At 46.7% G+C, this 12543-nt stretch carries 8 protein-coding genes and 1 riboswitch; of the genes, 7 read left to right on the top strand and 1 reads right to left on the bottom strand.

Going from position 1 to position 12543, the window contains the following annotated elements:
* Positions 1–8 precede the first annotated feature (8 nt).
* Positions 9–108: riboswitch (purine riboswitch) on the bottom strand.
* A gap of 99 nt (positions 109–207) precedes the next feature.
* Positions 208–2322: a multicopper oxidase family protein gene (locus tag NYR53_RS33450; RefSeq protein ID WP_261303256.1), complete on the bottom strand. Its 2115-nt coding sequence runs from the start codon at positions 2320–2322 to the stop codon at positions 208–210.
* A gap of 340 nt (positions 2323–2662) precedes the next feature.
* Between NYR53_RS33450 and NYR53_RS33445 the strand changes: the two genes are divergently transcribed.
* The 7 genes from NYR53_RS33445 (at position 2663) to NYR53_RS33415 (ending at position 12542) form a co-directional block, all read left to right on the top strand.
* A complete protein-coding gene (locus tag NYR53_RS33445; RefSeq protein WP_047679716.1) occupies positions 2663–2863 on the top strand; it encodes a cold-shock protein in 201 nt (66 codons plus the stop codon).
* A gap of 149 nt (positions 2864–3012) precedes the next feature.
* Complete coding sequence (locus NYR53_RS33440; protein ID WP_029199449.1) at positions 3013–3240, top strand: cold-shock protein; 228 nt, start codon at positions 3013–3015, stop codon at positions 3238–3240.
* Positions 3241–3310: 70 nt separating this feature from the next.
* Positions 3311–4723 carry a M23 family metallopeptidase gene (locus tag NYR53_RS33435; protein WP_261303255.1) on the top strand — a complete coding sequence of 471 codons (1413 nt, stop codon included), beginning with the start codon at positions 3311–3313 and terminating at the stop codon, positions 4721–4723.
* Positions 4724–4913: 190 nt separating this feature from the next.
* On the top strand, positions 4914–7076 hold the full coding sequence (locus NYR53_RS33430; protein WP_261303254.1) for a heparinase II/III domain-containing protein: 2163 nt from the start codon (positions 4914–4916) through the stop codon (positions 7074–7076).
* Positions 7077–7196: 120 nt separating this feature from the next.
* Positions 7197–10109, top strand: a complete 2913-nt coding sequence (locus NYR53_RS33425) for a polysaccharide lyase family 8 super-sandwich domain-containing protein (protein ID WP_261303253.1) — start codon at positions 7197–7199, stop codon at positions 10107–10109.
* Positions 10110–10216: 107 nt separating this feature from the next.
* On the top strand, positions 10217–11614 hold the full coding sequence (locus NYR53_RS33420; protein ID WP_261303252.1) for an ABC transporter substrate-binding protein: 1398 nt from the start codon (positions 10217–10219) through the stop codon (positions 11612–11614).
* Between the two features lie 31 nt (positions 11615–11645).
* Positions 11646–12542: a carbohydrate ABC transporter permease gene (locus NYR53_RS33415; RefSeq protein WP_261303251.1), complete on the top strand. Its 897-nt coding sequence runs from the start codon at positions 11646–11648 to the stop codon at positions 12540–12542.
* The last annotated feature ends 1 nt before the right edge of the window (position 12543 follow it).

The raw sequence follows: 12543 nt of genomic DNA, 5'->3' as shown, positions 1-12543 counted from the left end.
AATATGCCTGACATGCGCACATTTTTCGTAGCTAGAAATTTACGGTTTCTAAGTAGAGACCCTTAATCCAATTATTAAGGTTATACGAAATGGGTAGTATTCAGTTCCGTTCCTGCTTTCCTATAGCGTAATCGGATACGGGCCATTTTGTCAACAGTGTGTTACGTAATCTAACATCTCCTCCCTCTTTTATGAAAACGGAGTCAATCATTCTGGATGATTGATCGTTCCGCTTCCTACCGAGAATGGCGTCGTAACGCCTTCATACATAAGATGCATCGTCATTCCAGCTGCGGCATGTACGAGGTTATGGCAATGATCCATCCATAGTCCTGGATTATTTGCAACGAAAGCTACCTCATAAGTTTCTCCTGGCAATACAGCCAACGTATCGGACCACCAAGGGCTGCCCGTGGATGGTTTGCCATTGCGAGACAGCACAAGTACATGATGACCATGTAAGTGCATGGGATGTTCGACGTTACCGCGGTTCACAATAGTCGTTTTGACGAGATCGCCTTCTTTCACCATTAGCATGGGTGTATTCGGGAACACTTCGCCATTCAACGTATAAAGGAAATTCAGATTACGATTGTAGAACCCCAGTTTATTATCCAAAATTAAGGTGAAATTTCGATCAAAACGACTATTTGCATCAAAGGGTGTTGAGGTCGGGGTACCATAGTGAAGGGGATCGAAAGCGACCGTTTGAGAAAGCTCGGGAAGTTCTCCCTTACCGTCTGGTGACATCAAGATGCCGCTGCTGCGGTTATCGCCAACATTCAGGTACACAGGACGCTCTGGCATGATGAACGTGATGTCATACCGACCACCTGTAGTCACTACCAAATGTGTATTAGTCAATACATCCGGCTTATTTAGTTCCGTTCCGTCAATTGCTGCCACCTCAAAATGAGTGCCGACAAGGGTGTATTTTTGCTGCACCCAATCGTCTGTGTTAATAAGTCTCATACGGACAGGCGTCCCTGGCGCAATTGTCATGCGTTCTAATTGATCTGACGCGCCAATGGCGAAATTATTGCCTTTCCAGCGGTGTGTCATGACCGTAATGTCCTTAACTTGCTGCAGGGTTTCCACCTTCGGCTCAACGATTAACGCTCCGAAGAGTCCCATGCTCACAGCCTCTTGTGAATCTTGGTGAGAGTGATACCAGAAAGTGCCTACTTGCTCTGCGCGGAAGCGATACGTGTAGCTCTCGCCTGGCATAACCGCATTTTGCGTGGCTCCAGCAACGCCGTCCTCGGCATTCGGCACATCCAAACCGTGCCAATGCGCGGTAACGCCATGCTCGATATCCTCGTTGACCAAAGTGATCTCGACCAACTCTCCCTGTTTCATACGCAGTTCCGGCCCTGGAATTTGCCCATTGTACGTCCATGCATCCACGGTTTTGCCAGAGCTAAGTGTGACCGTTTTTTTCTGAGCTGTAAGTGTAAAATGGCGATCCGGCGTCCCTTCGAGCGGACCATTAAGGTCAGCAACAGACACCATTTTGGCAGAGGAGGAGGAGCCGTTCATACCCTCTGTTCCGTGATTATGCGGACTCATATTCGCCGTTACTGCCTGCCCGCCATAATCGTGTGTCCCGCTTGCCATATCGATTTCCGCTGGCAATTGACTGTTGTTTATCGCTAGCATAAACAAATAGTAGGCGGATCCAGCCACAACAGCCAAAACTCCTACCGTTGTTAAGGCGCGTTTCCATAAGGTAGGAACGACATAAGTTTCCATTTTACTTACCTGCTTGAAGCGAATTTGATGTCTCGACCAAAGTCCAACCGTTGCGAGTACAAAGGCAGCCAGAGGTATGGAAATGTCCAACCACCGAAATGGAACCGGAGGCACGAGTGAGAAATATAAAGCGGTTAGCGCGCCTAGAGCCGTCATTTGAAAAGGAATAATGAGACCGGGGCTAGCAGCTCTATGGTAAATAGTTGGTTCAATTGCAGCACCAGGCTCGGTTAAGCTTTGCTTCGTTAAGGAGCGTAATTTGATCAGTTTAGGAACCGATACGAACCATATGGTCAAAATAGGAAGAACTACCAGTGGAGCTTGAATAAACACGCGGTCTTGCCAGAAGACCAGATCCATGGATTGCTGCATCCAGACAATAGCTCCAATGATTACGGCAGCTGGAATAGCCGGAAACCATGACCAGAAAAGCAGCTTGTTTGCTTTGCGGTGCATCCGTTCCAGACTCTGGTTATATAGTAAGCGGGACGCTTTGACACTCCCTATCCAGGTGAAAATGAGGAATAATAAACAAACGAACAGTATGATTAGAACACTTATGCTGTACAATGAACACCCTCCTAAGAATCGATAACTTCAGTATAGTTCCCCTACTTGATACGGAATACGGTCCAGAGGCTAAGTGAATTCCTAGACTTAAGTAGGGGTAAAAAAAACATCAGCAGCCATTCGCCCATTTCTTGAGGTAAGCGGTTACTTTGTATGTAATCAACTGGAAATAGTTTGCGTTTTCATAATTGGTATGGTATGATGAATCCAATCGACAAAAAGAACCTGAATTCACATATTGTAAAGGGTTTTCATTTTTGTTAGTGAACCTTATACAATGTGTGAATTTTTTCTCTTTGAAGAATAAAAAACATGTTAATAATTTTTGGAGGTATTTCTCATGGCTACTGGTACAGTAAAATGGTTTAACGCAGAAAAAGGTTTCGGTTTCATCGAAGTTGAAGGCGGCAACGATGTATTCGTTCACTTCTCCGCAATCCAAGGCGACGGTTTCAAAACTTTGGACGAAGGCCAAAGCGTTGAGTTCAGCGTTGTTCAAGGCAACCGCGGACCACAAGCAGAAAACGTTGTAAAACTGTAATATAATTAAAAAGACTGCCTTTACTTGTGTAATGGCAGTCTTTTTCAATTTAGCTTATGAGGGCGAAGAATGTTTTGCCAATAGCAAAACGCTGCGTCAATGCTTACCAAGTTAGTTTTACTAACGTAAAACTCTAAGGAGGTTTATCCATGTATTCCAGAAAAAAGTCGCTTGAAGAGATGCCTCTAGAAAATGTGACGGTATGGTCTTGTGAAAAAGAAGGCTGTAAAGGCTGGATGCGAGATAATTTTGCATTCGATCACGTGCCGACTTGTCATTTATGTCAGTCCACTATGGTTCGAAGTGTCAAGTTACTTCCTTTAGTTAATAACACGAATACGGATCAGAAGGCGCTCAAAAAGGGCGTGCAAATTTAATATAACGAAACCCGAAGGCAAGGATGTCTTCGGGTTTTTTGTGTTCCCATATGTAAGCAGGGAAGGAGATATGTCAGTGAAGTCAAGAAAACGTCGTCAATGGCCGCTTTTGGCCGGCGCTTTCCTACTTGCCGCATGTGTGGTGATTTTGGTTGGGAAATCGCCATTCGGCGCACCAATCTCTTGGAAAGACAATACGCCTGCAGCAGCAGTAGCAACACCGCTACCAACGCCACCACCGCGAGAGGCTGTGGAATTTCGCATGCTCGACTTTGATCGCGGCTGGGTGAAATATGCAGATGGGATCGCGAGAACAGAGGATGGTGGGGCGCAGTGGCAAGAAGCGTCTGGAACAGAAATCACCGCCGAGGAAGTAGGAAACGCTTTGCCGATAGGCGGATCGATCATGGAGCTGCTTAGCCTAGAGGCAAGTTCAGGATCGGCCAACCAGGATAGCCCAAAACCGCTTACGGTTACAGTGGGCAATGCCTCATTACAAGTGAAGCAATCGCAGTTCCTGACGCCTCGCATCGGATGGGTGCTTCTCGGCAGTAGCAAGGATAGTAAGAACCCACTACTCATCACGACGGATGGTGGACAGACCTGGGTAGACGGTATGACGGCAGAGGTCAAAGAGGCCATTCTGAAAGAGAAGAATCATCTGCAGCAATTGAAGATGGAATCGGCGCTCTACGGAACCAAGGAGGATGCTAAAGCGGTCATCGGATCGAAGTGGAAGCTCGTTCCAGATAGCGCTGCTCCAGGGGATGTGGTGCTGGTACGTCATAACGAATCTGGGAGTATCACATGGTTGGATAAAACGTATACCCTTCAGCCTTTTGGGACGGGATACTTTACGTATTTACCGATTACGATGAGTGCAAAGCCGGGGAAATATCCGATTGGTGATCAGACGCTAACCATACAACCGAAGAAGTTTGAAACGCAATATCTGAAGGTAACGGCTGAAATGGAAAGCATGAAGCAGGACACGGGGCGCATTGCAGCCGACCAGAAAAAGATCGATCTGGCGCGAAGTAAGTCCGAGCCGCAATTTCTGTTCAGCGGGCCGTTCGTGCAGCCCGTCGAGGGGATTTTGACGACACCGTATGGACACACCCGTTATGTGAACGGGAAATACGACAGCTCTCATCTAGCCATTGATCTGGCCGCGAAGGAAGGCACCCCGATCAAAGCTACGAACGATGGGGTCGTCGCGCTGGCAGAGACCCTGTATTTGACCGGCAACGCCATCTATATCGACCATGGGATGGGGCTTTTCTCGCAGTACGCCCATCTTTCGGAACTGCGCGTGAAAGCGGGTGATCGGGTCAAGCAGGGCGATATCATTGGGCTCGTCGGCACGACAGGTTTCTCTACCGGGCCGCATTTGCACTTTGCCTTATGGGCGCACAATGTGCAGGTCAATCCGAACTTGTTTTTTAATACGACACCGTTTCGCTGGATTCAGCCGAAGGGATAGAATGGACACCGACTCTCATTCTCCAGAGAGTTTGGTGTCTTTTTTTGTTTTATCCCTCAAATATTTTTAGTCGAAAAACCGCCCTTAATCGTTGTTATGGCGCATTGTAGCTTTTTAATTGTTCAATTATTGTTAATTAAATGTGGAGTAGAAAATGATGAAAACGATCATTTTTATTAAGGGGGAGCACATGAATACTACAAGAATGGACAGAGGCAAGCATAACGCCAAACAACCTCAATTTCAGGCAGCAATGGCCAAAATGAGAAGAGACGTTGAGAAAGCACTCTCTATCAGTTATATCATTACCGCGAATGAATGCGGTGACTGGGGTCATTACTACCATTGTCATCACGATGGGACGAGGCTTCATTTCGACTGGAAACTATCTAAGCAGCATCGCTGTCCTGTTTGCGGGGCAGTCTGGACAGGGGAACCATTCGATGCGGCTTGGCAATCACATGTGCATGGACAGATCGGTCATGGTATCTATAGCCTTGGAATCATGTACGGGATAGACCCGCAAGTAAGGTATGCCGAAAAGGCCAAATCGTTTTTGCTTGCTTATGCTGACCATTATGGTGGATACAAGCCACACGGTGACATCCCCTATAACGGACCTGGGAAGCTTTTCGCACAGACACTAGATGAGTCTCATTGGATTCTTGATCTAGCCGTCGGGTACAGCCTGCTGAGAGTGGTAATGGATCCTGAAGAAGATGAGCGCATTCGGGAAGGGCTTTTTCGGCCATGTGCGAACTTTCTAATCGCCAACAAAGAGCAGCAAATCCACAATCATTCCACTCTGATAACATCAGCTATTTGTTCGTTGGGGGTGCTGCTGCAAGATGACGTTTTGCTGCGAAGCGGACTGGATGGCGAGTATGGGCTTATAGACCAAATCAATCGCGGCGTGCTTGGCGACGGTCTCTGGTATGAAGGGAATTTCAATTATCACTTCTACGCTTTTGAGTCGATATTGACGTACTGCTTCCTTGCTGAAGGCACACAGTGGGATTTGCGAAACCATCCAACACTAGTGAAAATGTTCGACTTCCCGCTCGCTTTCATTTTACCGGATGGCTCATTTCCGATGATGAACGATGCCTCTTCGCAGGGCAGTATTAATAGCTACGCTCGTTTTTATGAAATTGCACTAGATTGGCAGGATAAGCCCGAATACCGAGCCTTATTGAAGACAGCCTACGGGATGACAGAAGCCGCATCCGCGCAAGTTATCGACTTTGAGCCGGGACTGCGAGATTCGGTATATGCGATTTTGTATGGGAAAGATTTGACGGAATCGTCATCCTTTTTTGATTTTGTGTCCATGTGTAGACAAAGCAGCTCTGCACCGAACAGCGGTCTGACGAAGCTGGTAAGAAACGACGGCCTGCATGCAATTGTCAAACACAGCAAGTTCGGCGGTGAACACGATCACATGGACCGTTTGGGCATATCGCTGGCTTACGGGAGTATTCCGCTCATGATCGACCCAGGTACCGTCGCTTATGGGGTTCCGGCTCACTATGCCTGGTTTAAGCATACGTACTCTCATAATACGGTGTGCATCGACGGTAAAGACCAGCCCCCGCAAGACGCGCGCATTATCTGCTTTAAGGAGACACTGTGGGGAGTATGGGTGGAAACGGCGGTTGATTGGAAAGAGGACAGTTACACGATGAAAGACAAGATCATCCTCCCGTCAGAAATGTGCCCATGGGACGAAGAGGCCTACAGGGGTGCAGAGATTCGGCGCATCAACTTACTTACAGAGCAGTATCTGCTTGATATTGTGAGGGTAACCGTACCTTCCGAACGTGAACTGGAACTAACAGGTCACTTCAGCGGGGAAATGCTTCATAACGATTTGCATAACTGGCTGCCGACAGATGAGCATCTTAGCATACTCTCGCAAGACTTATTCAAGGATAAGCAATATCTGGTGATGCAATCGCCGCAATCATTTCGCTATAAGATGCGAAAGGGAGAACTAAAGCATTGGTGCTGGTGTTCACGCCAAGTAGACCTATATACGGCCCGAACACCAGACAATCCGCCCCATCATCAGCGTCAATCCGTTATCCAAAAAGTGCGTACCGAGGGAACGGCTTTATTCGTACAAGCATTTATGTACAAGCAGGAAACGGATGTCTCACGAGCTGCTTTAATAGAAGAAGCAGGAGCGCTGAAGGTCTTCGTGGACCAAAGTATTCAGCATACCGCCCCTGGTCAGACTGATGCTAACCTTTGCATTAAATTGAAACTTAATGGTAAAACTGATACGTATTTGCTCAGATGGAAACAGTCTGGGGCCATATTGGATAAAGTTGGGGAAGGAATTCCCGGATAGTTGAATTCCCTCACCAGCAAAATCGTTTTGCCCCCTATTTTATTCATGAGAAACTGTATACGTTATTTGTGAGAAGCGGTTATTTTAACCGCTATCCTACTCATGAATGGGGGAAAATGAATGAAACGCATGATTACGTCAGGTTTTCGCATGGTTCTCGTCGCCTTATTATTGTTTGGATTCACTTCATCCATATTTGCAGGACGGGTATCCGCTACCGATGAGTACGACGTACTGAGGCTCAAATGGAAATCATATCTGCTCGGAGGTGACTATATAGCCTCCGACCCCGATATTTCCGTTATCTTGCAAACCCTTACATCGACTGCGCAAGGATACTGGGACACAATGGACAAATCAGCTTCTCGCACTTATTTATGGAGTGACTTGAGCGATAGCATTGCTGGAACGGACTTGATTAAATCGAGTTTTATGGCAATTACTTATTCCCGTTTAGATGCCATGGCCAAAGCTTATTCGATGAACGGATCTTCCCTTTATCAGAACGCCTCTCTTTTATCGGACATTATCAGCGGTCTCGACTGGATGTATGCCAATACATACAATGAGAACAAGACAGTATACGGGAACTGGTTTGATTGGGAAATCAATGTTCCCCTCACGCTTAATAATAGTACGATTCTGCTGTACGATAGCTTAACCTCCATGCAAAAAAACAATTACATGACTGCGATCGAGAAATTCGCTCCTTCTGCGACGATAACGAACGGTACTACTGCAACAGGCGCGAACCGAGTGTGGAAAGCAACGGCTGTAGGCATTCGTGGAATCATCGTCAAAGATAGCGCAAAGATCGCTTCATCTCGCGACGCTTTGACCAACGTATTTGCTTATGTAACAAGCGGTGACGGATTTTACGATGACGGTTCGTTTATTCAACATACTTCCCATCCGTACACGGGAGGGTACGGCAAATCGCTGCTGCAGACGATTGTGCCTTTTGTTTATTTACTTAGCGGCTCTTCTTGGGCTGTCACAACACCAGACTCCCAAAACTTGTATAAATGGGTCTATGATTCCTTTGAGCCGCTCATGTATAAAGGGGCAATGATGGATTTGTCCCGCAGCAGGGAGACATCCAGGCGTACAGCACAGGATCATATGGTTGGCATGGAAGTCATGAAACCAATCATTCAGCTTGCCCAGTTTGCCCCGCTTTCTGATGCTAATAAACTTAAAAGTATGGTTAAGTACTGGATCCAATCGGATACTTATTATAACTTCTTTGCCAACGCTTCTATCTACCATATAACACTTGCCAAACAGATTCTAAATGATCCCAGCGTTACAGCTCGGGGCGAACTTGTCGTGAATAAACCGTTCCCTAGCATGGATCGTTCCGTTCATCTGCGTCCTGGGTTCGGTTTCGCGCTTAGCATGTCGTCAAGCCGAATTTACAATTATGAATCGATTAATAATGAAAATCTCAAAGGCTGGTACACAAGCGACGGTATGACTTATCTCTACAATAATGATCTGGGTCAATATAGTGATGAATATTGGGCGCTAGTCAATAAATATCGTCTTCCGGGTACAACGGTCGATACACAAACCAGAGCAAATTCATCCGGACAAAGCTACAAGAGCAGTAAAAATTGGGTCGGAGGCACACAAGTGGCTAATAAGTATGGTGTTGCCGGCATGGAGTTGGATGCTTGGAACAGCACCTTAACTGCCAAGAAGTCATGGTTTATGTTCGACGATGAGATTGTCGCTTTAGGCACCGGCATTACGAGCACGGACAATCGGATAATTGAAACGATTATCGACAACAAGAAAATAAATACGGATGGGGATAATGCCCTGACCGTGAACGGGGTGGCGAAGCCGTCAACCTTAGGGTGGTCTGAAACGCTGAACGGCGTGAATTGGCTGCATATAGCCGGTAACGTGCCTGGATCCGATATGGGGTATTATTTCCCAACAGCTTCTACGATCAGGGGGTTGCGCGAAGCTAGAACTGGCGCATGGAGCGATGTGAATACGTATGCCAAGACGATTGATTCAACCGTATTGACGAAGAATTTTCTGACCCTGTGGCAGGAACATGGAACAAATCCATCGAATGCGAGCTATGCGTACGTCATGCTCCCGAACAAAACAAGTGCCCAAGTGGGCGACTATGCGGCGAATCCCGGCATCTCGATTCTAGAGAATACACCAGACGCCCAGGCAGTCAAAGATACTAGCAGCCAAACAGTTGGTGTCAACTTCTGGACGGACACGCTTAAAACGATTCAAGTTAACGGGTCATCGTTCTTGACAAGCGATAAGAAGGCTTCTGTAATGACGCTTGAAACGGCGAGCGATATCGAGGTTGGCGTTTCCGATCCGACACAAGCCAATACAGGTACGATTCAACTGGAAATCAATCGAAGCGCCTCCAGCGTGCTGACAGTTGACTCTGGCATTACAGTGACACAACTTAGCCCGACCATCAAGCTTGCCATCAACGCAAACGGTTCTAAGGGCAAAACGTTTAAAGCTAAATTCAGTCTGGGATCGGTCACTCAAACGCTTCTCTCACCAAATGCTGACGCTTATGTTAGGGATGGAAGCTATGCAGGCACGAATTATGGAACAGTGCAGACGTTGGTAACGAAGAAAAGTACTGCCGGCTTTAACAGATACAGCTACCTTCGTTTTGATCTGGCATCTGTTACAGGGGCGGTGAGCAGCGCCAAAATAAGGCTGATCCCCGTTGGAGTCGGCTCGATAAGTACGGTAAATCAAGCTGAATTTGTCAGCGATAACACTTGGACCGAATCATCCCTAACATGGAACAACAAACCAATTGGCAGCACTGTGATTCATTCGTGGTCGTCTATGGTTGTTGATACGCCGATCGACATCGATGTGACGGCACAAGTACAGGCCGCTCTTGCTGGCTCTAAAATGATTTCCATTCGAGTGAATTCTCCGACAGATGTGGGCAGTACGGGCGATATAACCTATGGTTCCCGGGAGAATGCAGCAGAAACCAAACGTCCTGTTCTTGTCCTTACACAATAGTTGAAATACACCACCGAACAAGTTGTTTTCCCTCGCTCTCACCTGACGAATTGCACGATATGATAGATACGTAACAGGCAAGTAAAATAGAGGGGATGAATGAAACGATGAACAAAGCCATAAAAAAACCGATAACCGTTTTGGCAGGGATTACATTAGCCATCAGCATCGCAGGATGCGGTACTTCGGATAACGGCCAATCGGCCTCTAGTCCAACTCCTAACGGGAGCGCAGCTCCACAAGCCAAGAAAGAAAAGACAAAGCTGACTTACTGGACCTTCCAACGACATGACGCCGAGTACATCAAGCAGAAAATCCAGGTGTTCAACGAGACGAATAAGGATAACATTGAAGTGGAAATGACGATGATGGCGGAAAATTATCCGCAATCGCTGGACCTGGCCTTTACGAGCGATCAGGCTCCTGATGTATTTGCAACACCGGGTAAGCAGATAGAGCTCTATTCCAAGGGTTATTTTGAGCCGTTTAATAAATACCTAACAGACGATATGAAGAAAAAATTCGGAAGCTACGTATTCGAGGGTAACAACCAATTCGATAACAACATTATTTCACTTCCTAACGTAGGCACCACGATTCGACTCATTTATAACGTTGATATGTTTGACAAAGCGGGCCTGAAGCCGCCAAAATCGCTCGATGAAATGGTTGCCGCAGCGAAGAAAATTACTGAAGTGGGCAAAGCTGACGGTATTTATGGCTGGTCGCTTCCTTATAAGAGCCCGGCAAGCGCTTTGGACCGTTCTGTTGCAAAAATGGCAGAAATGAACGGATTACACAGATCTGGATTTGACTTCAAAACAGGTAAATATGATTTCGCAGGCTGGAAGCCAATTATTGAATCGTTACGTCAAATGAAGGTGGATGGCAGTGTACTGCCGGGTTCCGAAGCGCTGGACATGGATCCGATGCGCGCGCAGTTTGCGGAAGGCAAGATCGGGATGTATATCTCGTACTCGGTTGAACCAGGTGTTTATAAAAATCAGTTCCCGCCAAAAATTCGCTGGGACGCCGCTTTAGTGCCAACAATTGACGGAGGGGAGCCTAAAGGCGTGATTGACCCTGGCGCAGGCACTTGGCTGTCCCTAAGCAGTAAGTCTAAGCACAAAGAAGAGGCATGGAAGTTCATTTCCTACATGTATCAGGACGAGATTCTTCGCGGGTATCACGAGCAAGGCTTTGGTTTAACGGTACTTCCTCATGTATTGCAAGGTGCCAAAGAGCCTAGCATTCCAGGCATCAAAAATTTCCTTTTATCTAAATATGATGCTGCTTGGCCTGTAGCCCCGCAAGGCGTTACACCTGAAGGGAAAACATGGCATGAAGAGTTTACGAAGTATATTTTGGGCGGCGGCGATCTGGATAAGACGATCAAAGACGTAACAGCTCGTTATAACGCCGCATTAGATAAAGCGGTGAGCAGCGGCAGTGTAAAAATTAAGGCTGATCCGAATTTTGACCCGAAGGCATTGCAGAAAAAATAAGGCTTGAATAAATACGCTTCTGGAGGCCGCCATGATTCGAAAATGGAAGAACCACGCGGAAGCCTATCTGTTCGTCTCTCCGAGTGTAATCTTAACGATTACACTCGGTATTTATCCGATCTTATGGGCTTTACGCTACATGTTTTATGACTATAAAGGCTACGGTGTCGCGAAGTTCGTAGGGTTCTATAACTTTAAGCGAATTTTTCGTGACGACGTTCTGTGGGATGCAATTTGGAATACGTTCACTTTTGCCGCCGGCAAAATGCTCATTACGATACCCGTCGCTTTGATATTGGCCGTTATCTTGAACGGTAAGTTAAAGGGGCGCAACTTGCTGCGAGGCATTTACTTTATGCCCACCATTTTCAGCACAGCTGTGATGGCGGTTGTATTTTATATTATTTTCAACACCTACAACGGTTTATTGAATCAAATTTTGAAAATGATTGGGTTACCGACTGTGGAGTGGCTGGGCACGGAATACGCCTTGCTAACCTGCATCCTGATTGCAGCCTGGGGCGGTATCGGTAACTATATGTTATTATTTTTGGCTGGACTTCAAGGCATACCTAAGGATGTTTACGAAAGTGCTGAGATAGATGGAGCCGGGGGTATAAGGCGTTTCTGGTCGATCACTATTCCGATGCTCGGTCCCGTACTGAATATCATCATGATGCTCGCTATAATGAGTGCGCTAGACAGCTATGAGGCGATTATGGTATTGACCGGTGGAGGACCGGCCGGGACGACGGAAGTCATGCACTTATATTTGTACAAATTATTATTCCCTGTTTCTACAGGTGAAACGATGGCTCAAGATATCGGTTACGGAGCGGCAGTAGCCATGTTCTTAGCTTTGATTGTGGGGGCCATAACAGGAATCTACTTATACTTATCAAGAAAACTCAATGAGGTTCATTCCTGAG

The sequence above is a fragment of the Paenibacillus andongensis genome (genome assembly GCF_025369935.1).
GTDB classification, from domain to species: domain Bacteria; phylum Bacillota; class Bacilli; order Paenibacillales; family NBRC-103111; genus Paenibacillus_E; species Paenibacillus_E andongensis.
The sequence above is the reverse complement of the archived record's forward strand: the minus strand, read 5'-3'. Positions and strand labels throughout refer to the sequence as shown.

Bases quoted from the DNA above. Each gene is read 5' to 3' on its own strand.
- NYR53_RS33425 (WP_261303253.1), top strand. From the start codon at position 7,197: ATGAAACGCATGATTACGTCAGGTTTTCGCATGGTTCTCGTCGCCTTA.
- NYR53_RS33445 (WP_047679716.1), top strand. From the start codon at position 2,663: ATGGCTACTGGTACAGTAAAATGGTTTAACGCAGAAAAAGGTTTCGGT.
- NYR53_RS33440 (WP_029199449.1), top strand. From the start codon at position 3,013: ATGTATTCCAGAAAAAAGTCGCTTGAAGAGATGCCTCTAGAAAATGTG.
- NYR53_RS33415 (WP_261303251.1), top strand. From the start codon at position 11,646: ATGATTCGAAAATGGAAGAACCACGCGGAAGCCTATCTGTTCGTCTCT.
- NYR53_RS33430 (WP_261303254.1), top strand. From the start codon at position 4,914: ATGAATACTACAAGAATGGACAGAGGCAAGCATAACGCCAAACAACCT.
- NYR53_RS33435 (WP_261303255.1), top strand. From the start codon at position 3,311: ATGTCAGTGAAGTCAAGAAAACGTCGTCAATGGCCGCTTTTGGCCGGC.
- NYR53_RS33420 (WP_261303252.1), top strand. From the start codon at position 10,217: ATGAACAAAGCCATAAAAAAACCGATAACCGTTTTGGCAGGGATTACA.